Genomic DNA, 21,425 nt, shown 5'->3' with positions numbered 1-21,425 from the left:
CGCGCGGTGCGAAATGCAGAGCGCCGAAACGGTGCGGGGTGTCCTGCGTGTACGCGGCGTCAAAGGATATCGACCGTGCCGCGGAGGCGGAGCCGAAGAGCACTCTCGGGCAGGCCGCACTGGGGGCCCGCAGGCGCGGAGTTCGTCAGGCGCTCAGGACAGCGGTGAGGAAGATCGGGTAGAGCATGCTCAGGGATCCGGTGGCGAGGCCGACGGTGCACTGGCCTCGGTTGAGCTTGCGGGCCAGCCCGAGGAGCGCGAAGGTGACGGCGAGGCTGCCGAACAGAAGCGGGATCGCGATCCCGATGAAGCCGGCGAACACTGCGGCGATCAGAGCGAGGGTACCGAGGACGATTGAGGCGGGCCCGTAGAGAGTCGCGGGGCTGTCTGCGGATCCGGTGGCCATGTCGTGCTCCTCGCTGCGGCGTGTCGGCCTCCCCGACACGCAGGTATGAGATCCGTGCACGCTCATCATGGCACCGCTGATCGTCTCGGATCCGCACCTCACAGGGAACGCCTATGAGATCAAGCTCACGCGCAGGTGCGTTGCTGTCGGCTGCCCGCACGTGCCTGTCGGCCACACCTGGCGGAAGGGGCTGCTTCGGTAGCGGCCGCTTTGCCGACGAAGCCACATATCTTCTTCCAGGATCAGGTCGACGATGCACTTCTCCGAGGAGATGGCGAGAAGCCGGGAGCCTCGGGCCGCTCGGCGCGCGGTGCCCAACGGGGCATCCGCCCGACAGGCCGCGCCCGGCCTCGGGTCAGAGGGCCGGGCGCGGCCTGCGCTCACGCGGCAGCCGCCTTCAGGGTGCCGAGCGGAAGCGCGGAGTGTCGGCACGGACAGGATGGATCGACGCAGAGTGCGCTGTGGGAGAGCACGGACAGCACTGCAACCTGCAGCCGAGTCTCCTGCCCCAGTTTCTCCGCTATGCGAGCGATATGTGCCTTCACCGTCCGCTCCGCGATGCCGAGCTCACTCGCCAGCTGCCGGTTGCCTAACCCTGTGCCCAGCAGGAGAAGGACTTCCTTCTCCCGATCCGTCAGCTCCTTGAGTCGTCCGGCCGCGCTCACCGGGGCGATTCCGGTTCGCCGGTAGGCGCAGGCCGCAGCCGCTGCATCGGACCGTTTGGACATGCTGGCCCCTTCTGATGCCGCTGTTCCCAGCAGAGCCCCGTGCCCTGGGTGCGGCGGCAATCGTGCCCCAACCTATCTCCCGCTACCGACAGGAGCACGCCAGTAACGCGGGCCCCCTCAGGCGGTGTTCTGAAAGACGATTCCGGTCGACCTGGCCGCCACTCCCAGGAATTGAACATGTTCCGGACGGGCTGCCTCTGTGCGCCCACGTCCGTGGCATCGCGCGGCTGCTGCCCACCACCGGTACCGCCGCGCCTGCCGCGCCGATTACGCCCGTCGCCGACGACGGCCTGGCCCCTATCGGTGACGGCCTGGCCCCCGCGGCTCCGCCCCCGCCGACGGCGGCCTGGCTCCCATCGGTTACCGAGACGCCGCTGCACCGCCTGGAGGCCGTCTACCGCAGACTCGTCGAACGGCTCACCACGGCCACGCATCAGCCCTCCGCCCTCCGGGCGGTCGTCGACTCCTGGTTCTACGCACTGGAGGAGGAGGTCCTCGCCGGTGGTGAGGTCGCTGCCGACGAGGAGGCGCTGGGCCAGGCCGTCGAACCCGTCGTTGCCCCCCGAGCCCCGCCACCTGGTGGCCCAGCAGCTGCTGCGCGGATACCGCGGCGGGGCTGTGCCTGCCCGACGTCAGCAGCCGGGCGGTTCGCGGCCTCAAGTTCGGAGAAGCTCTCCCGCCCCGCCTGGCCGAAGCCACCCTCGCTGCGCGCATGACGGACGAGGAGAGCGCCGGCAGGGTCCTCGCCGAACCGGCGCGCTTCATCATGCTCGGCAACAAGTAGTGCCACTGTTCCCGCTGCAACGACCCAGCCCGACACCGCACTTCACGGCCCGACGGCACTTCGGCGTCACCGCCCCCGCCCGTGCGCGCGTCGCCTACGCTGAAGGCGCTCGCGTGCTCGTGATGTCCCCGTACGGAGGAGGGTCCTGTGACGGCCGGAATACCCCAGCCCCAGATCGACACCAGCAAGCCCCACCCCGCGCGTGTCTACGACTGGCTGCTGGGCGGCAAGGACAACTATCCGGTCGACCAGCAGGTGGGGGAGACGCTGCCCGAGGAGGCACGGGGCAACGCGGCGCGGAACCGGGCCTTCATGCACAGGGCCTCCGCCTGGCTGGCCCGCAACGGGATCGGCCAGTTCCTCGACATCGGCACCGGCATCCCCACGGCGCCCAATCTGCACCACGTCGTCCAGGCCATCACGCCGAGTGCCCGGATCGTCTACGCGGACAACGACCCGATCGTCCTGCGCCACGCGGAAGCGTTGCTGATCAGCAGCCCGGAGGGTGTCACCGACTACATCCACGCGGATGTACGGCAGCCGGAGGTGATCCTCGAACGCGCCCGTGAGCTGCTGGACTTCAGCAGGCCCATCGCGCTGTCCCTGATCGCCCTGATGCACTTCCTGCCCGATGACCAGGACCCGTACGGCGTCACCCGCACCCTGGTCGAGGCCCTGCCGACGGGCAGCTTCCTGGTGCTCTCCCACGGCACGGCCGACCAGCATCCCGAGCTCCAGCAGGAGACCGAGACCGCGTACAAGAAGGGGGCGATCCCGCTGAGGATGCGTACCCGGAGCGAGGTCGAGCCCTTCTTCGAGGGCCTGGACCTGGTCGAGCCCGGGCTGGTGTTCGCCACGGAGTGGTACCAGGAGGAGCCCGCACCGGCGCGGGAACGCAGTGGCTTCTACGTGGGTGTCGCGCGAGTGCCCTGAGCCGGGGGAGTGACGTCCGGAACCGATGAGCCCGGGGCGGTGCGGCAGTCCCGCTTCTGGGCGCACCGGCGACTACAGCAGCGGCTTCGCCAAACAGATGCTGCTCTCGTACGTGCGGTAGTGACCGAACTTCTCGCACGGGGTGTATCCGCTGGACGCGTACAGCGCGATCGCTTCGGGCTGCTTGTCCCCGGTCTCCAGCACCATGCGACTACGGCCCGCCGCCCGCGCGTCGGCCTCCAGGGCGGCCAGGATGCGCCGCGCCAGCCCGTTGCCGCGGCCCTCGGGGATCACGAACATCCGCTTGATCTCGGCGTCGCCGTCGGAGTAGCCCTCGTCGTTCTGCTCCTGGGAGCGCCAGCCGCCGGTGGCGACCGGGCGGCTCTGCGCATCGTAAGCGAGGAGATACAGACCGTTCGGCGGCTCGAACATCGACGCGTCGAGCGGTGTGACATCGCCCTCGTCGCCGTACCGCGCCGCGTACTCGAGCTGCACCTGGTCGTTGAGTCTGACGGCATCGGCGTGATCGAAGGACCGAGGGCGGATAATCATGCATTCGATAGTACATGTATGCGATATCCGGGTGTCGGTATCGTGCCGGAATGCTCACTGTGACCACCGTCAATGTAAATGGGCTCCGTGCCGCCGCCAAGAAGGGCTTCGTCGAATGGCTGGCCCGGACCGAAGCCGATGTGATCTGCCTGCAGGAGGTGCGGGCCGAGCCGCAGCAGTTGCCCGGCGAGGTGCGCGAACCCGAGGGCTGGCACACCGTGCACGCACCGGCCGCCGCCAAGGGGCGGGCCGGCGTCTCCCTGTACACGCGGCGGGCGCCCGAGCGCGTGCAGATCGGATTCGACGGCTTCGGGGACGCCGGGAGCGATGAGTTCGACGCGAGCGGCCGCTACATCGAGGTCGACCTGCCCGGTGTCACGGTCGCGAGCCTGTATCTGCCCTCCGGTGAGGTCGGCACGGAGAAGCAGGAGGAGAAGGAACGGTTCATGGCCGCCTTTCTCCCGTATCTGAAGGGCCTCAAGAGGCGGGCGGCGGCCGACGGCCGTGAGGTCGTGGTGTGCGGCGACTGGAACATCGCCCACCAGGAGGCCGACCTGAAGAACTGGAAGGGCAACAAGAAGAACTCCGGCTTCCTCCCCGAGGAGCGGGAGTGGCTGACCCGGGTCTTCGACGAGGCCGAGTACGTCGACGTCGTGCGGGCGCTGCATCCGGAGGAGGAGGGGCCGTACTCGTGGTGGTCCTACCGGGGGCGGGCCTTCGACAACGACACGGGCTGGCGGATCGACTACCAGGTGGCGACGCCGGGGCTGGCCGGGCGTGCGGTGAAGGGCTGGGTCGAGCGGGCCGCGACGCACGCTGAGCGGTGGAGTGACCATGCTCCGGTGACGGTGGTTTTCGACCTGTAGGGCGGATGACGGGTGGGCTGATCGGGGCCCTGTGGCAGGTGAGGGCGCGGGGCAGCGCAGGGCAGGGCTTCGGGGCCGCCCCCGTCAGGCGGTGGGTTCGTGCGGCGGCCGGTCGTTGTTCTCGCGGCGCAGGCGCCGGTCCAGCGCCATGGAGAGTTCCGCGTCCACCACCGCGCGGGCCAGCGGCCGGAGTTGGGGCGGTTCCGTCTCGTCGCTGTGGGCTTCGAGGACGCCGACGAAGAGTTCGGCGAGCGCGTCCGCGTGCTCGCGGACCCGGCGGCCGGCCGAGAGCACCGTGGCGAGCGGCACCCCTTCCCGCACCAGCTCGGCCGACACCTCCAGGAGGCGTCGGCTGATGTGGACGATCTCGTCGCCGTCGGTGGCCAGATAGCCCAGGTCGAGGGCGGCGGCCAGATTCTCCGGGGTGACCTCGCCCTCGAAGTGGTCCGCTAGCTCTTCCGGAGTGAGGCGGACCGGGGTCTCCTCGGTCGGTTCGCCCAGGCCCAGGACCTCGGCGACATCACGGCCGCTTTCGAAGGTGCGGGCCAGATCGGCGATGCCGGTGAGGGTGTGGCCGCGCTCCAGCAGGCCCGCGATGGTGCGCAGCCGGGCCAGGTGGTGGTCGTCGTACCAGGCGATGCGCCCCTCGCGGCGGGGTGGCGAGATCAGGCCGCGCTCCCGGTAGAAGCGCACGGTCCGCACGGGGATGCCGGCCTCCCTGGCCAGCTCCTCCATCCGGTATTCACGGTGCTCGCGTCCTTCAGTCACGCCCGCACCCTATGTTGTACCGCCGGTAACTTTCCCTTGTCGCACCCCTACCCATCGGTACGGAGCTGCCCTACTCTCCCAACAATGCCAGTGATTGCTGGCGGAGTCGTGTGGCGTATCGCGAGAGGCGGCAGCATGGCCCAGCACGAGCACATACGAGTGGCGGTGATCGGATCCGGATTCGGAGGCCTCGGGGCCGCGGTCCGGCTGCGCCGCGAAGGCATCACGGACTTCGTCGTCCTCGAACGGGCCGACTCCGTCGGTGGCACCTGGCGCGACAACAGTTATCCGGGCTGCGCCTGCGACGTACCGTCCCACCTCTACTCGTTCTCGTTCGCACCCAACCCCGAGTGGCCGCGCACCTTCTCCGGGCAGGAACACATACGCGCCTACCTGGAACACGTCGCGGACACTTTCGGGCTGCGCCCGCACATCCGGCTGGGCCATGAAGTGAAGATGATGAGCTGGGACGGCGAAGAGCTGTACTGGCGGATAGAGACGACGAGCGGGGCCACGTTCACCGCCGACGTCGTCGTCTCCGCGACCGGCCCGCTCTCCGACCCGAAGACGCCGGACATCCCCGGCCTCGACGCCTTCCCCGGCAAGGTCTTCCACTCGGCCCGCTGGGACCACGACTACGACCTGGCCGGCAAGCGCGTCGCGATGATAGGCACCGGCGCCTCCGCCGTCCAGATCGTCCCCTCGATCCAGCCCGAGGTCGGCAGGCTGACGCTCTTCCAGCGCACCCCGCCCTGGGTCATGCCGCGCATGGACCGCAGGATCAGTGGCGCCGAGCGCTGGCTGCACCGCACGCTCCCGTTCACCGGCACCGCGCGTCGCGGACTGCTCTGGGGCATAAGGGAGTTGCAGGTCAGCGCCTTCACCAAGCGTCCGAACGAGCTGGGCCCGGTCGAGGCGATAGCCAAGTCCAACATGGCGCGGTCCATCAAGGACCCGGCGCTGCGGGCCAAGCTGACCCCCTCGTACCGCATCGGCTGCAAGCGCATCCTGCTCTCCAGCGCCTACTACCCGGCGCTCGCCCAGCCCAATGTGGAGGTGGTCGCCTCCGGTCTGGCCGAGGTGCGCGGCTCCACGGTCGTCGCCTCCGACGGTACCGAGGCCGAGGTCGACGCGATCATCTTCGGCACCGGCTTCCATGTGACCGACATGCCGATCGCCGAGCGGGTGGTGGGCGCGGAAGGCATCACCCTCGCCGAGTCCTGGAAGGACGGCATGCAGGCGCTGCGCGGTGCGAGCGTGGCCGGCTTCCCCAACTGGATGACGATCATCGGCCCCAACACGGGGCTCGGGAACTCCTCGATGATCCTCATGATCGAGGCTCAGCTGAACTACATGGCCGACTATCTGCGCCGGCTGAACGTGCTGGGCGGCCGCGTCGCACTCGACGCGCGGGCCTCGGCGGTCGGCGCCTGGAACCGCCGGGTCCAGGAACGGATGAAGCGCACCGTGTGGAACACCGGCGGCTGCAACAGCTGGTACCTGGACGCCAACGGGCGCAACACAACGGTCTGGCCGGGCACCACTTCCGAATTCCGCAAGGTGACGCGGTCGGTCGATCTCGCGGAGTACGAGGTCGTCCGGATGCCGAGGCAGGCCGCCGCTCCCCAGGAGTCCGTCGTCGAGGAGGTCATGGGATGAGCAGGCTGCTGCGGCGCGACGACGCCCCGCCGGTCCCCGCGCGTGAACTGACCGCGATCTCCGCCGACGGCGCCCGGATCCATGTCGAGGTGCACGGACGCGACGGCGCCCCCGCGGTGGTGCTGTCGCACGGCTGGACCTGCAGCACCCACTTCTGGGCCGCGCAGATCCGGGACCTCGCGGTGGACCGCCGGGTCGTCGTCTACGACCAACGGGGTCACGGCCGTTCGCCCGCGGGCAGGCTCGAGAGGTACACCACCAACGCCCTCGCCGACGACCTCGAAGCGGTGCTGGCCGCCGCCCTCGAACCGGGCGAGAAGGCCGTGCTCGCCGGACACTCCATGGGCGGCATGACGATGATGGCCGCCGCGCGGCGGGCCGGGCTGCGCGAGCACGCGGCCGCCGTACTGCTGTGCAGCACCGGCAGTTCGCGGCTGGTCGCCGAGTCGTTGGTGGTGCCGTTGCGGGCCGGGGCCGTCCGTACCCGGATGACCCGCGCGATTCTCGAGGCGCGGATCCCGCTCGGGCCGGTCACACCGGTGTCCAGGCGGATACTGAAGTACGGCACGATGGGAGCGGGTTCGGCCCCTGAGCGGGTCGGGATCTGCGCCGGGATCGTGCATGCGTGCCCGCGGGCGGCCAGGGTCGCCTGGGGGCATGCCCTCGCAGACCTCGATCTCGACGCGGAGGTACGGGAGTTGCGGGTGCCCACGGCGGTGATCACGGGTACGGAGGACCGGTTGACGCCGCCCGTGCACTCCCGCGCCATCGCGGCGGCGCTGCCCGACTGCCTGGGGCTGACCGTGCTGGCGGGCATGGGGCACATGACACCGGTGGAGGCGCCGGAGGCGGTCACCGCGAAGATCCGGGAACTCGTCACCGCGTACGTCCCGACGGGCGGTACGGACGGTGTGGAGAGTACGTCCGAGAAGGAGGATGTGGCATGAGCGGCGGGCGGAGTCTCGAAGGACAGGTCGTCGTCGTCACGGGCGCGGCGCGTGGCGTGGGCGAACTGCTGGCGCGCAAACTCTCGGCGCGCGGAGCAAGGCTTGCGCTGGTCGGTCTGGAGCCGGACGAGCTGAAGAAGGTTTCCGAGCGGCTGTACGGGGAGAGCGACCACTGGTTCGCGGATGTCACCGACCACGAGGCGATGGCCCGCGTCGCCCAGGAGGTCAAGGAACGGTTCGGGAAGGTCGACGTCGTCGTCGCCAACGCCGGGGTCGCGTCGGGCGGTCCGTTCGTCGACTCGGACCCGGACGCGTGGCGCCGGGTCATCGAGGTCAACCTGATCGGTGGCGCGGTGACCGGGCGGGCGTTCCTCCCGGTGCTCATGGAGAGCCGCGGCTACTTCCTCCAGATCGCCTCACTCGCAGCGATCACGCCGGCGCCGATGATGACCGCGTACTGCGCGTCCAAGGCGGGTGTGGAGGCGTTCGCGCACAGCCTGCGTGCCGAGGTCGGCTACCGCGGGGTGAAGGTCGGGGTCGGCTATCTGTCCTGGACCGACACGGACATGGTCCGGGGCGCCGACCAGGACGACGTGATACGGGAGTTGAGGCAGCGGCTGCCCTGGCCGGCGAACCGTACGTATCCGCTGGGCCCGGCCGTCGACCGGATCGTGGCCGGGGTCGAACGGCGCTCCGCGCATGTGTACGCGCAGTGGTGGCTGCGCGGGATGCAGCCCGTCCGGGGCTACCTCCCCGCGGTGATCGGCGTCGTCGGCCGGCGCGAGATGCGCAGGTTCGGGCCGCGGCTGACGGGCGTGAGCAAGGGCCTCGTGGGCGCCGGAGGCGCCGCTGACCAGGACGCGCGGGCGGTGCGCACGCAGCGTAATTGACATCCTCCCCTCCCCGAAGGGAGGGGATTCCTGACTCAGGCTGCCGCCCGGAGCGGCGCCCCGGGCGGGCTTGTACCCTCAGCATCAGCCGGGTTGAGACCAGCCCGGACCAGCATCACGTGTGCGGAGTTCTTGTCTCTCGGGGACATGGCTCCGCACGCGGTGCAGGTGTACGTTCGTTCTGACAGCGGAAGTGCTTGCTTGGCTCTCGCACCGCACTTTGCGCAGTCCATCGTGGTGTGTTTGGGGTTCACGAGACGGACATCCCGCCCGTGCTTGCGGCCCATCTCCACCAGGGCCGCCTTCGTGGCAGCGATGGCAGCATCCGCGGCCTTGCGTGCCATCGTCGACTTCGCGAGGAATTTCGGTTTGAAGTCTTCCACGGCAATCACGTCGTGGTCGCGGACGACTTTCTTCGCCCATTTGCGGGCCGTGTCCTGACGCTGACGGGCAACCTTCTTGTGGAGCTTCGCGACCTGCCGCTTCGCCGCTTTGTGCCCCCTCGATCCGGCCTGGCCGCGCTTCGGCCGGCGGCGGGCCATCAACCGCTGATAGTGCGCCAGACGCTGCTGCGCCTTCTTCCCGTGCTCGGCATGCGGAAGATCATGGTCGTCCGAAGTGGTGGTGGTGGTCTCCTTCACGCCCCAGTCGACACCGATCGCGCGGCCGGTCTCCGGCAGCGGTTCGGCCCGCGTGGGTACGACAAAGGACGCATACCAGTGGCCGAGGCTGTCGCGGTACACGCGCACACTCGAAGGGTTGGCGGGCAGGTCTCGCGACCACACCACGCTCAGCACGATCCCGCCTGCCAGGTGCAAGCGGCCGTCCTTCAGACGGAAGCCGCGCCTGGTGTAGTTCAGCGACGGGTCAGCTTCACGCTTCTTCTTCCACTTGGGCATCCCGGCACGCTGCCGCACCGGCAGCCGGTCCTTGATGTCCTTCAGCGCCTTCGCCCGGGACTTGCCGAAGTCCCGGATGATCTGCTGCTGCGGCACCGAGGAGCCCTCGGCCAGCCACGGTAATTTCTTGCGGGCCCCGGTCAGCATCTTGTCGAGCTGCGCCGGGCCGCAGGTCCGCTCCTCGCCGGTGGCCTTGCTGTGCTGGTGCACCTGCTTGGACTTGGCGACACACTCGTTCCAGATCCACCTGCACCGGTCCCATTCGGCTTCGAGCAGGCGCAGGGCGGTCGACGACACACGGAGCCGGTAGGTGTACCGGGCGCACCCGGCATCCTCGGCAGCCTTCAGTGTCGCCATAGGCCCCATGGTGGCCCATCGAGGTCGGCCTCGCCGCCATTGCTCCCGAGACGTCGGATCGCCCTGACGACGATCCGGCCGCCCCTGCCCCGCTGCACGGGAAGCCGGATCCCTCCCCGGCCTGAAGACCGGGGCATTCTCCGGTTTTCAGGTGATCGAAATGCGGTGGGTGCCGGGGCGTGTAACTCTGATCGAGGTCCTTACGGACCGTCCCCACGCACCCACTAGGAGTGAAAAGCATGGGTATCGCAGACCAGTTCAAGGACAAGGCGCAGGAGCTCGCCGACCAGGCGAAGAAGAAGGCGAACGAAGGCCGTAGCGAGGGCCGCGGCGAGGGTCGCAGCGAGGGCCGGGAGCGGACGCGGGACGCGTCCCAGCGGTCCTCGAAGACGTCGCAACAGGGCCGTAACAAGGCCCAGTCGGCGACGCGCGACGTCCGCGAGAAGCACGACCGCTGACGCGTTTCGAGACTCTGCGCGTTGTCTGAGGAAGGGCGTGTCCGGGAGTCCGGGCACGCCCTTTCCGGCGTGGGTGCGCGGCGCCGCACCGGAACCTCACTTCCGCCGCAGCGCGGACGGTCAATGCCCTCCCGGCGGTCAGCTGCACGACCGCAGGCACGGTACCTCTCTTGCGAGTTGTCGGTTCGTATGACGGGATCGGTAAGTAAGCAGGTCAGCCTATTGGTTCGACCGGGTATGAGCGCCAACAGTTTCTGCCGTGCCTCCAAGGGCTGCGGTTTGTCGCGCTGCTATCCCTGGGGGCTGACCGATTCCTTGGGAGAACGCTGATGAGAATTTTGCCTGCGGTGGTTGTCGGGGCTGCCGTACTGACGCTGGCCACAGTGACGTCTTCGGCTCAGGCCCAGGACACGACCGTCACCTTCACCGTCCAGGGCGCGAGCCTGGCCTTGAGTGCGCCGGCCAGCGCCGCATTGTCGAACACGACCTTCGGGGGTACGGCCACCGGACAGCTGGGCACGGTGACAGTCAACGACCAACGCGGTGTCGTGCCCGCACCGTGGACAGCGACGGTGACCTCCTCGGCGTTCGCCACCGGGGCCGGCGGCGCCAACCAGACCATCCCCAACAGCGATGTCGCGTACTGGTCGGGGCCTGCCGCGAGCACGAACGGCAGCGGCACCTTCACCCCCGGGCAGGCCACCGCGGCCGCCGCCGTGACCCTGTCCTCCGCTCAAACCGCCTTCGCACACACCGCGGGCGGCGGCGCCAACAGCGCCTCCTGGAACCCGACCGTGCTGGTGAACGTCCCCAGCACCGTCGCGGCCGGCCAGTACACCGGCACGATCACGCACTCCGTGGCCTGAGGCGGATCTCGGCACCATGAAGCGGGTTCTCACATTCCTGGCGGCGGCAGGGCTGCTCAGCCTTCCAGCCGCCGCCACGGCCCACCCGGCGCCAGGCGTCCCCCGGATCACCCTGGGGATCAAGCTGCTGGAAGCCCCCGTCGAACGCAAAGACGATCCGCGCGCCTCCAGCTACATCATCGACCACCTGGCGCCCGGCACGACGATCCACCGCAAACTCGAGGTCTCCAACGACAGCGGCAAACCACTGAAGCTGCAGATGTATGCCGGGAGGGCAGGCATCCACAAAGGCCGCTTCGTCTACCCATCGGACGGTGGGCGCAACGAACTCGCCCGCTGGGTCACCCTTGAACCGGCCCGCCTCACACTGCACCCTCACACCAGGGCTCGCGTCCGAGCCACCATCCGTGTCCCCCGCCGTGCTCCGGAAGGCGAGCGCTACGGCGTCATCTGGGCCCAGCACCGCTCAGCCCCCGGAAAGCACGCCAACATCGCCATGGTCCAGCGCGTCGGCACCCGCGTCTACCTGGACATCGGCCCCGGCGGCGAACAGCCCTCCGACTTCCGCATCACCAACCTCATCCCCTCCCGCGACCGTGGCGGCCTGCCCCAACTCCGCACCCAGGTACGCAACACCGGGGCGCGAGCGGTGGACATCACCGGCAAGCTCATGCTGGAGAACGGCCCGGACGGCCTGGCCGCAGGCCCCTTCACCAGCGACCAGGGCCCCACACTCGCCCCCGGCGACACCGGAGAGATCACCTTCACCCTCGGAACCAGCATCCCCAAGGGGCCGTGGACTGCGAACGTCACCCTGCGCAGCGGACTCCTGGAACACACCGCCACCGGGCACCTCTCCTTCCCCGACGCCGGGGACGGCAGGCCCGTGAGAGCCGTGATCGCCTCCGCCGGTTCCAACCGTCTTCTCTGGGCAGGCGGCGCCGTCGCCCTCGTCGCCCTCGGTCTGCTCACACTTGCCGCACGCAGAAGCAGCCGGAACCACACCGCCTCCTGACTCCACACCACGGCAGCAACGGACATCTGTGCACACCCGCATCCTGATCACCGCCGCCCTGCTCGCGGCGGTCATCCAGCCCTCCCCCGCACCCTCCACCTCCGCGCCGGCTACGGGCACACCGAGCACGGACGCAACGAGACCGGGATCCTCCCTCACCGCTGCCGCGAAGCCCCAGGGCAGGGTCCGGCCTTCACCCCGGTCGCAGCCGCACTCCACGCGTGCCCTGACACAATCCAGCCTGACGATCACCGTGCCGACGATCGCCAACCTGGGCGCCGCCTCGGCCGGCAGTAGCCACAGCTCCCAACTGGGCACCGTCACCGTCACGGGAAGCGATATCTCCGACTGGAACGTCACCGTGACCGCCACCGCACTGACCACGGTAGGCGGCACCATTTCGGCCAGCGGCATCGCCTACTGGTCCGGACCCGTCACCGGCACCGGCTCAGGAAACTGCCACCCCGGCCAGGTCGCCGCAAGCAATCAAGTCACACTCAACGCGCCCCGTACGGCCTTCTCCCACACGGGAGCTGCCAACGAGAGCTGCAGCTGGAACCCGACCCTGGTCATCACCGTGCCCACCACCGCACCCGCCGGCCAGTACACCGGCACCATCACCCATTCCGTCGCCTGACCAAGCGCAGCCGCCCCCGAACCAAGCGCTGCGTCTTCCTTGACGTGATGCTGACGGCCGTCCCTTTGCCTCTTCTTGCGTATCTGTGCAAGTATGGTGGTCGTAGTCAGCCCGCCGGCGCATGCTGCGTGTGCGCCGTTCGAGACGGGCTGATCCTGCTTGACCTGCGCGGCAGCGGCCGCGCTCGAACGCGAGAGGGGGCGGTCATGGACACTTCTGATCCGGGTCATAGTCCGACCCCGCTTCCGGTCGCTCCGGTCCGCGCCTGACGGCACGCCCCCGACTGCCCGCTTGACGGGCGGGTGTGTCCTTCTCGCCCGAGCCCTTTGTGCGGCTGCGCATCACTCCTGGCATTTGCTGTGCATCACTCCTGGCATTTTCCGAAGCGGCACCTGCCGTGCCCTGGCCGCTGCATGCCCGCATGCGGCTCCGGGGTGCCCGCCGGGCCGCCCCACCACCACAAGGGGGTCCTCCCCATGGTCATGCTGACCAAGCCCGCGACATCTACGCCGAAGACGAAGCGGCCGAACCTTGAGCGTCAGGCCCTGATGTTCACCATCGGCCTGTACCTGTTCATCTGCATCGGCCTGCTGGTCGTCCACTACGCGGCCCCCGAGCCGCCGCCCAGCAACTCGGAGTCCTCCTCCACCTCCCCGTTCAACCCGTAGACCACCGCGACCGCCGAGAACGACTCGCCGCACACCCCGAGGAGGAACACCCATGACCTACGAGATGGTCGCGGCCACCTACGACGTCACCAGCCTGCGCAAGCACTGGGTGCAGGTCGCCGCCGACGACCGCGACGCCATCGCCAAGGCACAGAAGGTCACCGGCATCGACTTCGAGACCGCTGCCGGCCGCGTGTGGGAGAGCGACAACTTCGTCTACCTGCCGGTCGTTGTCAACATACGCAGTGGTGACGCGGTCCGCCGCGAACGTCTGGTCTTCGCGCTCGGTGACGACGTCCTCGTCACTCTCCAGCCCCAGGTCCCCTTCGCACCGTTCGACAAGGCCCTGGCCCGGCTGCGACGCCTTCCGCACCTGGCTGAGAGCGCACACGGCGTGATGTACGCGCTGCTGTACGCCCTCAACGAGGCGCAGGAGCGCGTGATCGACCATGCCTCGGACGTGCTGGAGGACATGAGCGACGAGATCGTGCTCGCCACCCAGGGCTACGACGAGCGCGGCACCGACATCGGGGTCACCGACATGCAGGACACCATCCAGCGGATGAACGCGGCCGAGGAGATCGTCTCCCGCTCCCAGGAGTCCCAGCTGATGCTGGCCCGCGCCGCCCGCCACCTGCGGGCCGAAGCCGACACCCGCAACCCCGCGCTCGCCTCCCTGATCGACGTCCTGGTCGCCGACATCAACGGCGTGAAGGACCACGCCAGTTACGAGCACGACAAGGTCCGCTACCTCCAGCAGTCGATCATGACGTCACTGGATGTGAAGCAGAACCAGATCGTCAAGGTGTTCACCATCATCACGGCGGTGTTCCTGCCGCCGACGCTGATCGCGACCTTCTACGGCATGAACTTCACCAACATGCCCGAACTGTCCTGGGAGCACGGCTTCCTGGCCACCACCGCGCTGACCTTCATCGCCGCGCTGATCCCACTGTGGTACATCCGCCGCCGCGGCTGGCTGCGCTGACCGCCACCGGCGCGACCACTCACGCACGGAGGGAACGCCCATGCCCCGGGAGAACGCCGTGATCAGCGCCTTGGACCACGTCCGGCTCGCTGCCCCGGGCCAGAGCGGCGACGGTGGTCGGTCGTGCCGATGTCGAGCGCGTGCCGGGCGAACCGCAGGGCGTACGGCAGCGCGGCCCGGGTGACCGGGCCGGCGCCGACGGCGACGGCGGCGGCCGAGACCACGGGCTCCGCGCACACGACGGCGCGCAGCAGGGCGGCGGGAGCGGCGTACAGCTGGGCGGGCAGGCCGGGAAGTACGAGGGTCAGGGTCCGGTCGCCGGTGTCGGGACGCGGCCAGGTGAGTTCGATGCGCATGAGACGGCCTTCGCGGAAGTGGGGCTCGACGCCCGCGGCCCGGACGGCGTTGTTCTCGCGTACAGCGGGACGGCCCGGTCCGCGGAGGAGCGCGGGACGGGCCGGCCGGCGTGCGCAGGGGCCGCGGTCAGGCCGGAAGGGCGGTGAGGGGGATGACGGTGGTGAGGGTCGGCTTTCTGGAACAAGGGTCGGGACTGGACCGGGCGCTCATGCCGTCACCTCCTCATGGCCGGGACATGCGCGAGTGTTCGGTCTGTGATCCGCGGTGGCTCGGCCCCGCCGGGGCGGAGCCGGAAACCGGACTGCCGGTCGGGCGTCCCCTCGGGCTCAGAGCCTGTCGGGCGTCCTTTCGGACTCGTCCGGTGGAGTGAGGCGGGCGGCGCGGCGGCCGCATCGCCGACTCCATCATCCGGCGGCATGCGGATATCTCCAGAGTTGCCGAAGTTGTCGGATCTGGTCAAGGTTGTCGGGAAGGTGAGCTATATCACGCCTCGATGTATGCCTTACCCGTCCTACCGAGGGAGAGCGACCATGGCTGGCAGTTCCCAAGCGCACGGCACATCCCATGCACACGGCGCAGGGGACACGAAGATGCGGCATCCCGTCCAGGAGACGCTGACGCACCCCGTGCAGATGGTGACGACGGCAGTGGAGAAGGTTCCCGGCGCCGACCGGGCCAAGGTGTTCGTCGACGGTGTGCTGGACTCCGTCGGGATCGTCTCGCCCCGCGCACGGCGCGTCGCGGCGTACACCGGTGCCGGGCTGCTCGGTGTGGCCGGCGTGGTCGAGTGGCCGGTGGTCGCGGCGGGCGCCGCCGCCGTGTGGCTCACACAGCAGCGTCCCAAGGACGCCGAGGCGGCCCGGACGGCAGGCGAGGCCCGTGCCGAGGGGATGCAGAGGAAGCACGCCGCCAGGTCGGCCAAGGCGTCGACCGCCACCGGCAAGGCGAAGTCCCGTTCCGGCAAGGCCGGTGCGGGTACGGCGAAGAGCCGCGCGCCGAAGCCGGCGAGCACCACGGGCACGGCCAAGGCCAAGGCTCGCCCGTCCGGGCGGACCACCAAGAGCGCCTCGGCGGGCACCTCGCGCACCAAGGCGGGTGGGCGGAAGAAGAGCTGACGTCGGTCCTCCGCCCGCTCCGACGACCGTTCGTTCCGCCCCAGCCCGTGCGGCAGGCCCGCGAAGGTGAGACATGCTGCTCCGCTTGCTGACCGGGCTGCCCGCCGCGGTCCTTCAGAACGCCCTGGCATCCCCCGTCGAGGCCACGCGCCGGATCGCCCCGCCGGCCACCGGCACAGCACGGATGGCCGCCGAACTCGTGAGCGCCGGTGCACGTGGCGTCGTGAGCGGCGCGGCGGCGGTGTCGGCGACCACACTGCGGGTCGGCAGGGTCGCCCGCAACGCCATGACCCCTCAGACCGGTCACTGGCGCGCCGGGTCCCGCATGCACCTCGCGCTGCGGCAGCATCCGGAGGTGCGGAAACCGGCCCTGGAGCAGTTCGAGGCCGCCTGCGAGAAGGCGGCCGTCGAGCTGGCCGAACACCCCGATGTGCTGGTCGCCTACTGGGACAGCGGCCTGGAACGGCTGGTCGTGCAGACCACCGAGGCCGCGGTCGGCGAGGAACTGGTGGACCGGGTGTCCGAGATCGCCGCCCGGCACGGGCTGGTGCGCGTCGACGACCAGGTGCTGGAGCACACGCACCCCGGGGCGGCCGGGGGTGTGCGCGTCAATGCCGTCGCCGTGGCCTGCGACGCGGTCGGCATCGCCACGGCCCTCGTGGCGAGGACGACCCTTCTGAGGACCGTGCCGGAGATCGTCGTGGCCGCGGCCGTCGTGATGCGCGAGGACTCCCGGGTACGGAGGGTGCTGAACCAGGCGCTGGGCGCGGACCTGGCCGACCTGGTGCTCGCCGCGGCCCATGCGGCCGCCTGCGGGATCGGGCAGTCGCCGAGCCCCCTGCTGCTCGACGCGGTCTTGCGGATCGCCCAGGTGGCGGAGTCCGTCGCCCAGCTCGCGGCGTTCGACGCCCTGCACGACACGCTGTGCGCCCCGGGCAGGCCGACGGTGGGCGGAAACGACACCGTACGTCCGCCGTTGCGTTCGTGCCCCGGCGAGGAGTACGCCGACGCCGCGATCAACGGAATGCTGGGCGGCGCCGTCACCGCGCTCGTGTTCACCCGCAGCGTCGACGGGGCGGCGGAGACCGCACTCGCCGGTTCGCCCAAGGCCGCCCGCTACGGCCCGGCGGCCTTCACCGCGGCGCTCGGCAGTGTCCTGGCACGCGAGGACGTGCTGGTCCGCAACCCGGAGCGGCTGCGCCGGCTGGAGATCGTGGACACCGTCGTCCTGCATCCCGGAGCGCTGCGCAGTACCCGGCGTACCGTGCTGGAGGCACATCCCAGCAGGACCGGGTGGAACCACCGCAGGCTGTGGCGGGAGGCCACCGCGGCCCTGAGCACGCCCGGGGACGGGGCGGCGGCGTCCCGGGCAGGGAAGCCGGGAGTCCACCTGCGGCCGGTGCCCGACGAGGCCATGGCGGACGCGGAAGCGCCGGACACGGGCCTGATGATCGCGTCGGTGCGCGGCAGGGACGTCGGTACCGTCCTGGTCGGCCGGGAGCTCGACCCGATGGCCGAGGCCGTGCTGGACGCGGCGCGCCGGGCCGGTCTGCACGTCGTCGTACCCGACGACCACTCGCTGGGTGAGTTCCGGACCCTGGCCGACCAACTCATCCCTCCCGGGCTTCCGTTGGCCGAGGTCGTGGCCGGTCTGCGGAACGGCGGGCGGACGGTCCTGACGGTGGCGCGCGTGCCGGCCGACCGGACGGCGGCGGGAGGCGCATCGGCCGACCGGACGGCAGCGGAAGGGGCGCTGACCGACGCCGCCCGCGACGTGCTCGAAGGGCTGCTCGGCAGCGACATCGCCGTGGCCGTCGCCGACGCGCGCGGCGCCGTCGTCTGGGGCGCTGACGTGCTGCCCCTGCGCGGTCTGGAGGGCGCGTGGCGGTTGCTGTCCGCCGTGCCCGCGGCACGGGCGGCCGGTCGGCGGGCCAAGTTCCTCGCCGAGGCGGGTGCCGCGCTCTCCGAACTCCTGGTGCTCACCCGCGGGGCCCGGACCCAGCCGGTCCCCTTCCCCCTCGAACTGCGGATCAGCCCGGTCAGCATCGCCACCTCCGTGTCTCTGGTGTCCGGCTGGTTCGGCGGGCTGGGGGCCGCCTCCGCCGCGCCCCCGCACCCCAGGCCGCGGGTGCCGTGGCACGCACTGCATCCGGAGGAGGTGATGGCCCGGCTGGCGAGGGTGCCGCGGGCCGCGCCCACCGCGTGGGAGGTGGTGCGGGGCCGGACCGGCCACACCCTGAACACTGCAGCCGCTCACCCGGTCCTCGCGCCGGTCCGGGTCGGCGCGCGTCTGGCGGGCGCCACCTGGGCCGAACTCGATGACCCGTTCACCCCCGTCCTGCTGATCGGTGCCACCGCGTCCGCGCTGCTGGGGTCCGCGGTGGACGCGTTTCTCGTGGTCGGGGCCGTCGCGGGGAACGCCCTGGTCGGCGGGGTACAGCGGTTGCGCGCGGAGCGGGCGCTGTCCGAACTCGCCACGGGACAGCGGCGCACGGCCCGGCTCCTGCCCGATGTGTCGGCGGACGAGCCGTCCGTCGTCGAGGCCGGACGACTGACGCCCGGCGCGGTGATCGAGCTGCGTACCAACGATGTGGTGCCGGCCGACGCGCGTCTGCTGGAGGTCAGCGGCTTCGAGGTCGACGAGTCCTCGTTGACCGGCGAGTCGCTGCCCGCCCGCAAGCAGGTGGCGCCGGTATCGGAGGTGTCCGTCGCGGACCGCAGTTCCATGGCGTTCGAGGGCACCACGGTGGTGGCCGGGCGCGCCCGTGCCGTGGTGGTGGGCACCGGCGACCAGACCGAGGCCGGCCGTGCGGCGTCCCTCGCCGCCCGGGTCCCCCCGTCGGCGGGGGTCCAGGCGCGGCTGCACCAGCTGACCCGCCGGGCCCTGCCCCTCACCCTCGCGGGCGGCGCCGTGGTAGCGGGTCTGTCCCTGCTGCGCGGCCGCCCGGTGCGCACCGCCCTCCAGGGCGGGCTGGCGGTCGCGGTGGCCGCCGTTCCCGAAGGCATGCCCCTGGTCGCGACGGTGGCGCAGATGGCCGCGGCCCGGCGGCTCAGCAGGCTGGGCGTCCTGGTCCGCACGCCGCGCAGCCTGGAGGCCCTGGGACGCGTGGACACCATGTGCTTCGACAAGACCGGGACCCTCACCGAGAACCGGTTGCGGGTCGTCCGCCTGGTCACCGCCGCCGGCGCCGAGCACCCGGCGTCCGGCCCCGAATCCGGCCCCGAAGCGGAACAGATCCTTCGCATCGCCGCCCGGGCCTGCCCCCGCGTGGCCGAGCAGCCGGGCGTCCACGCCCACGCCACCGACGAGGCCGTTCTGGCGGCCGCCCCGCGCGAGAGAGGGTGGACCGTCGTGCGGGCCCAGCCCTTCGAGGCGAGCCGGGGCTACGCGGCCGCCGTCGGGAGGGACGCGGACGGCGGGGACACCCTGGTCGTCAAGGGAGCGCCCGAGGTCATGCTGCCGAGCTGCCTGGACGCGGATCCGGCAACCGTCGACAAGGCGCGCGCCCTTGCCGCCCAGGGCCTGCGGCTGCTGGCCGTAGCCAGGCGCCGTCTTGTGGCGGAGGAGGCGGCCGAGACACTGGACAAGCCGCTCGAATCGCTGGAACTCGTCGGGTTCGTGGCGCTCGCCGACCGTCCTCGCGCCAGTTCGGCCCCGCTCGTGGCCGGTCTCGGCGAGGTCGGCGTACGACCCGTCATGCTCACCGGCGACCACCCCGAGACCGCCCGTTCCGTGGCGCTGACCCTGGGTTGGCCCTCGGACGTCACGGTCGTCACCGGCGACGAACTGGCCGCGCTCGACCGGGCGGGGCGGGCGCGGCTGCTCCGGGACTGCGGCGTCGTGGCTCGCGTCGCACCCGAGCAGAAGCTGCAGGTGGTCGAGGCGCTCCGGGAGGCGGGGCGCGTCGTGGGCATGGTCGGGGACGGCGCCAACGACGCCGCCGCCATCCGTGCCGCCGATGTCGGGGTCGGCATCGCGGCGCGCGGGTCGGCCGCGGCACGCAACGCCGCGGACCTCGTGATCACCAACGACGAGCTGTCGGTGCTCATCGACGCCATCGGCGAGGGCCGTGCCCTGTGGCGCAGCGTGGCCGACGCGATCAGCATCCTGCTCGGCGGGAACGCCGGTGAGGTCGGCTTCTCCGTGCTGGGCACCCTGCTGTCCGGTACGTCGCCGCTGTCGACGCGTCAGCTGCTGCTGGTCAACCTGCTCACCGACATGTTCCCGGCGATGGCGGTCGCGGTCACCCCGCTCGACCCGGAGCCCGCCGGCGAGCCCGCCGCCGCCGTCGGAGCACCGGTGGGTCTCGCCGTCCTCGGGCCGCCGCTGACCCGTCAGATCCGCGACCGCGGCCTGGTCACCGGGGTCGGCGCGACCGTCGCGTGGCTGCTCGGTGTGCTCACCCCCGGCTCGGTCCGGCGCACCAGCACGATGGCCCTGTGCGGTGTGGTCGGAGCCCAGCTCACCCAGACCGTCGTCGGACGCCGCCACAGCCCGCTGGTGCTGGTCACCGTCCTCGGCACCGCCGTCGTGCTCGTCGCCCTCGTCCAGACGCCGGGCGTCAGCCACTTCTTCGGGTGCACGCCGCTGGGACCGGTGGCATGGACCGGCGTGGCCGTCGCCGTCGGTACCGCCGCCCTCGGGCCCCGCGTACTGCCACACGCCGACCGGCTGTTGTCCGACCTCGCCGCGCGGGTGCGTCCCGTGGTGCGGTTCGTCCACTGAGGGCCGTCCTCTGAGAGCCGTCCGCCGAGGGGGAGAGGGCTACACGTGGAACGGGACGGTGGTGATGACGATCTTCGGCAGCGGGCGCCATGGGTGCCTCTGGCGGCCGCACCCCGGGTTCCGCCCGGCTGAACCGGCGGTGTTCCATGAGGGCTGCGGCTGCGCCCGCGAATGGACAGGAGCGCAGGGGAGTGCAGGAGGGTGTCCGGTGGGCAAACGTCTGGCCGATGTGGAGATCTCACGCATCCGGTGGGAGGAATTCGGTACTTTCGGCGACCGGTCCGGCAAGGTTCCGGACGCACTGCGTCGCCTGTTCGGGGCCGCTGACGAGGACGAGGCCACGGAGGCCTACTGGGGACTGGAGAACGTCGTGGTCGTTCAGGGGCAGCTGCGCGATGCCGCACTGCCGGTGGTCCCGGTCCTTCTGGCGGGTCTGCTCGATGAACTGTCGGCGGATGCCCGGGATTTCGTCCTGGAGCTTCTGTGGCAGATCGTGCTGGGTGAGTCCGACGAGGACGAGGTCGCCGTGGGACGTGCCGACCTGGGTGACCGTTGCAGGGAGGCCGCGCGCACCGGTCTGTGGCTCGTCTACCGCGAACTGGGCACCCGCCGCCGGGAGACAGCGGAGGCCATCCTGGAACGCATCGAGGACGACAAGCCGAGACTCGCGGCCTACCTGGCCGGACTGCGGGGCAAATAGCGCGCGAGCCCTTCGGCTCAGAGGCCGTACGGCGGGCCCTGCGGGGTGCGCGCCCCAACGTGCTCCAACACGCCCTGGAAGCCCGGCGCCCTGTACATCGTCGATG

The 21,425-nt window shown here is 70.8% G+C and carries 20 protein-coding genes and 1 pseudogene; 15 read left to right on the top strand and 6 right to left on the bottom strand.

The window, feature by feature from the left end:
* Window positions 1-145: 145 nt before the first annotated feature.
* Both ACH4EW_RS19660 and ACH4EW_RS19655 read right to left on the bottom strand, forming a co-directional pair.
* Complete coding sequence (locus ACH4EW_RS19660) at window positions 146-406, bottom strand: hypothetical protein (protein WP_398258494.1); 261 nt, start codon at window positions 404-406, stop codon at window positions 146-148.
* A gap of 380 nt (window positions 407-786) precedes the next feature.
* Window positions 787-1,134 carry a LuxR C-terminal-related transcriptional regulator gene (locus tag ACH4EW_RS19655; protein WP_398258492.1) on the bottom strand — a complete coding sequence of 116 codons (348 nt, stop codon included), beginning with the start codon at window positions 1,132-1,134 and terminating at the stop codon, window positions 787-789.
* A 356-nt stretch (window positions 1,135-1,490) separates the two neighbouring features.
* Here ACH4EW_RS19655 and ACH4EW_RS19650 point away from each other — a divergent pair.
* Together ACH4EW_RS19650 and ACH4EW_RS19645 are read left to right on the top strand one after the other, a co-directional pair.
* Window positions 1,491-1,700 (top strand): annotated as a pseudogene (locus ACH4EW_RS19650) (BREX system ATP-binding domain-containing protein); the annotation flags it as partial.
* 365 nt (window positions 1,701-2,065) lie between these two features.
* Entirely contained in the window at window positions 2,066-2,851 is a 786-nt protein-coding gene (locus ACH4EW_RS19645; protein ID WP_398258490.1) for an SAM-dependent methyltransferase, read from the top strand.
* A 72-nt stretch (window positions 2,852-2,923) separates the two neighbouring features.
* Here ACH4EW_RS19645 and ACH4EW_RS19640 read toward each other — a convergent pair whose 3' ends face one another.
* Window positions 2,924-3,403, bottom strand: a complete 480-nt coding sequence (locus ACH4EW_RS19640) for a GNAT family N-acetyltransferase (RefSeq protein ID WP_398258488.1) — start codon at window positions 3,401-3,403, stop codon at window positions 2,924-2,926.
* Window positions 3,404-3,453: 50 nt separating this feature from the next.
* On the opposite strand from ACH4EW_RS19640, the gene ACH4EW_RS19635 reads away from it, so the two are divergent.
* A complete protein-coding gene (locus tag ACH4EW_RS19635) occupies window positions 3,454-4,269 on the top strand; it encodes an exodeoxyribonuclease III (RefSeq protein ID WP_398258486.1) in 816 nt (271 codons plus the stop codon).
* 84 nt (window positions 4,270-4,353) lie between these two features.
* Here the strand turns inward: ACH4EW_RS19635 and ACH4EW_RS19630 are convergent, their stop codons facing one another.
* Window positions 4,354-5,004 (bottom strand): MerR family transcriptional regulator, encoded by a 651-nt coding sequence (locus tag ACH4EW_RS19630; protein ID WP_398258570.1) that lies wholly within the window; start codon window positions 5,002-5,004, stop codon window positions 4,354-4,356.
* A gap of 168 nt (window positions 5,005-5,172) precedes the next feature.
* On the opposite strand from ACH4EW_RS19630, the gene ACH4EW_RS19625 reads away from it, so the two are divergent.
* Genes ACH4EW_RS19625 through ACH4EW_RS19615 form a run of 3 tightly spaced genes read left to right on the top strand, consistent with a single transcriptional unit; the run spans window position 5,173 to window position 8,533 of the window.
* Complete coding sequence (locus ACH4EW_RS19625) at window positions 5,173-6,696, top strand: flavin-containing monooxygenase (RefSeq protein WP_398258484.1); 1,524 nt, start codon at window positions 5,173-5,175, stop codon at window positions 6,694-6,696.
* Window positions 6,693-7,643 carry an alpha/beta fold hydrolase gene (locus ACH4EW_RS19620; protein WP_398258482.1) on the top strand — a complete coding sequence of 317 codons (951 nt, stop codon included), beginning with the start codon at window positions 6,693-6,695 and terminating at the stop codon, window positions 7,641-7,643. The genes ACH4EW_RS19625 and ACH4EW_RS19620 overlap by 4 nt, the downstream gene beginning before the upstream one ends.
* Window positions 7,640-8,533: an SDR family oxidoreductase gene (locus ACH4EW_RS19615; protein ID WP_398258480.1), complete on the top strand. Its 894-nt coding sequence runs from the start codon at window positions 7,640-7,642 to the stop codon at window positions 8,531-8,533. Before ACH4EW_RS19620 ends, ACH4EW_RS19615 begins: the two co-directional genes overlap by 4 nt.
* A gap of 35 nt (window positions 8,534-8,568) precedes the next feature.
* On the opposite strand, the gene ACH4EW_RS19610 is transcribed toward ACH4EW_RS19615, so the two are convergent.
* A complete protein-coding gene (locus tag ACH4EW_RS19610) occupies window positions 8,569-9,789 on the bottom strand; it encodes an RNA-guided endonuclease InsQ/TnpB family protein (RefSeq protein WP_398258478.1) in 1,221 nt (406 codons plus the stop codon).
* A gap of 239 nt (window positions 9,790-10,028) precedes the next feature.
* Here ACH4EW_RS19610 and ACH4EW_RS19605 point away from each other — a divergent pair, with 239 nt between their 5' ends.
* From ACH4EW_RS19605 to ACH4EW_RS19580, 6 genes are all read left to right on the top strand, one after another.
* On the top strand, window positions 10,029-10,247 hold the full coding sequence (locus ACH4EW_RS19605) for a hypothetical protein (protein WP_398258476.1): 219 nt from the start codon (window positions 10,029-10,031) through the stop codon (window positions 10,245-10,247).
* A gap of 329 nt (window positions 10,248-10,576) precedes the next feature.
* Window positions 10,577-11,113 carry a hypothetical protein gene (locus ACH4EW_RS19600; RefSeq protein WP_398258474.1) on the top strand — a complete coding sequence of 179 codons (537 nt, stop codon included), beginning with the start codon at window positions 10,577-10,579 and terminating at the stop codon, window positions 11,111-11,113.
* 16 nt (window positions 11,114-11,129) lie between these two features.
* A complete protein-coding gene (locus tag ACH4EW_RS19595) occupies window positions 11,130-12,128 on the top strand; it encodes a peptidase (RefSeq protein ID WP_398258472.1) in 999 nt (332 codons plus the stop codon).
* 28 nt (window positions 12,129-12,156) lie between these two features.
* Window positions 12,157-12,765 carry a hypothetical protein gene (locus tag ACH4EW_RS19590; protein ID WP_398258470.1) on the top strand — a complete coding sequence of 203 codons (609 nt, stop codon included), beginning with the start codon at window positions 12,157-12,159 and terminating at the stop codon, window positions 12,763-12,765.
* Window positions 12,766-13,241: 476 nt separating this feature from the next.
* On the top strand, window positions 13,242-13,433 hold the full coding sequence (locus ACH4EW_RS19585; protein ID WP_398258468.1) for a hypothetical protein: 192 nt from the start codon (window positions 13,242-13,244) through the stop codon (window positions 13,431-13,433).
* Between the two features lie 52 nt (window positions 13,434-13,485).
* Window positions 13,486-14,421, top strand: a complete 936-nt coding sequence (locus ACH4EW_RS19580; protein WP_398258466.1) for a CorA family divalent cation transporter — start codon at window positions 13,486-13,488, stop codon at window positions 14,419-14,421.
* 62 nt (window positions 14,422-14,483) lie between these two features.
* Here the strand turns inward: ACH4EW_RS19580 and ACH4EW_RS19575 are convergent, their stop codons facing one another.
* The gene (locus tag ACH4EW_RS19575) at window positions 14,484-14,777 is read right to left on the bottom strand and encodes a hypothetical protein (RefSeq protein WP_398258464.1); all 294 of its coding nucleotides are present in this window, start codon (window positions 14,775-14,777) and stop codon (window positions 14,484-14,486) included.
* Between the two features lie 531 nt (window positions 14,778-15,308).
* Between ACH4EW_RS19575 and ACH4EW_RS19570 the strand changes: the two genes are divergently transcribed.
* The 3 genes from ACH4EW_RS19570 (at window position 15,309) to ACH4EW_RS19560 (ending at window position 21,319) form a co-directional block, all read left to right on the top strand.
* Window positions 15,309-15,893, top strand: coding sequence for a hypothetical protein (locus tag ACH4EW_RS19570; RefSeq protein ID WP_398258463.1), 585 nt, complete (start codon window positions 15,309-15,311; stop codon window positions 15,891-15,893).
* Between the two features lie 73 nt (window positions 15,894-15,966).
* A complete protein-coding gene (locus ACH4EW_RS19565; RefSeq protein WP_398258461.1) occupies window positions 15,967-20,619 on the top strand; it encodes a cation-translocating P-type ATPase in 4,653 nt (1,550 codons plus the stop codon).
* A gap of 208 nt (window positions 20,620-20,827) precedes the next feature.
* A complete protein-coding gene (locus tag ACH4EW_RS19560) occupies window positions 20,828-21,319 on the top strand; it encodes a hypothetical protein (RefSeq protein WP_398258459.1) in 492 nt (163 codons plus the stop codon).
* Window positions 21,320-21,425: the final 106 nt, after the last annotated feature.

Origin of the sequence: Streptomyces sp. NPDC018000 (assembly GCF_044328025.1) — a bacterium.
Taxonomy (GTDB): domain Bacteria; phylum Actinomycetota; class Actinomycetes; order Streptomycetales; family Streptomycetaceae; genus Streptomyces.
This window is presented reverse-complemented; position numbering and strand designations above follow the sequence as displayed.

What these genes read in the sequence shown, in the direction of transcription:
- ACH4EW_RS19580 (WP_398258466.1), top strand. Translation starts at nt 13,486, where the DNA reads ATGACCTACGAGATGGTCGCGGCCACCTACGACGTCACCAGCCTGCGC.
- ACH4EW_RS19595 (WP_398258472.1), top strand. Translation starts at nt 11,130, where the DNA reads ATGAAGCGGGTTCTCACATTCCTGGCGGCGGCAGGGCTGCTCAGCCTT.
- ACH4EW_RS19565 (WP_398258461.1), top strand. Translation starts at nt 15,967, where the DNA reads ATGCTGCTCCGCTTGCTGACCGGGCTGCCCGCCGCGGTCCTTCAGAAC.
- ACH4EW_RS19625 (WP_398258484.1), top strand. Translation starts at nt 5,173, where the DNA reads ATGGCCCAGCACGAGCACATACGAGTGGCGGTGATCGGATCCGGATTC.
- ACH4EW_RS19660 (WP_398258494.1), bottom strand. Translation starts at nt 406, where the DNA reads ATGGCCACCGGATCCGCAGACAGCCCCGCGACTCTCTACGGGCCCGCC.
- ACH4EW_RS19605 (WP_398258476.1), top strand. Translation starts at nt 10,029, where the DNA reads ATGGGTATCGCAGACCAGTTCAAGGACAAGGCGCAGGAGCTCGCCGAC.
- ACH4EW_RS19620 (WP_398258482.1), top strand. Translation starts at nt 6,693, where the DNA reads ATGAGCAGGCTGCTGCGGCGCGACGACGCCCCGCCGGTCCCCGCGCGT.
- ACH4EW_RS19600 (WP_398258474.1), top strand. Translation starts at nt 10,577, where the DNA reads ATGAGAATTTTGCCTGCGGTGGTTGTCGGGGCTGCCGTACTGACGCTG.
- ACH4EW_RS19610 (WP_398258478.1), bottom strand. Translation starts at nt 9,789, where the DNA reads ATGGCGACACTGAAGGCTGCCGAGGATGCCGGGTGCGCCCGGTACACC.
- ACH4EW_RS19635 (WP_398258486.1), top strand. Translation starts at nt 3,454, where the DNA reads ATGCTCACTGTGACCACCGTCAATGTAAATGGGCTCCGTGCCGCCGCC.
- ACH4EW_RS19570 (WP_398258463.1), top strand. Translation starts at nt 15,309, where the DNA reads ATGGCTGGCAGTTCCCAAGCGCACGGCACATCCCATGCACACGGCGCA.
- ACH4EW_RS19655 (WP_398258492.1), bottom strand. Translation starts at nt 1,134, where the DNA reads ATGTCCAAACGGTCCGATGCAGCGGCTGCGGCCTGCGCCTACCGGCGA.
- ACH4EW_RS19615 (WP_398258480.1), top strand. Translation starts at nt 7,640, where the DNA reads ATGAGCGGCGGGCGGAGTCTCGAAGGACAGGTCGTCGTCGTCACGGGC.
- ACH4EW_RS19630 (WP_398258570.1), bottom strand. Translation starts at nt 5,004, where the DNA reads ATGGAGGAGCTGGCCAGGGAGGCCGGCATCCCCGTGCGGACCGTGCGC.
- ACH4EW_RS19585 (WP_398258468.1), top strand. Translation starts at nt 13,242, where the DNA reads ATGGTCATGCTGACCAAGCCCGCGACATCTACGCCGAAGACGAAGCGG.
- ACH4EW_RS19575 (WP_398258464.1), bottom strand. Translation starts at nt 14,777, where the DNA reads ATGCGCATCGAACTCACCTGGCCGCGTCCCGACACCGGCGACCGGACC.
- ACH4EW_RS19640 (WP_398258488.1), bottom strand. Translation starts at nt 3,403, where the DNA reads ATGATTATCCGCCCTCGGTCCTTCGATCACGCCGATGCCGTCAGACTC.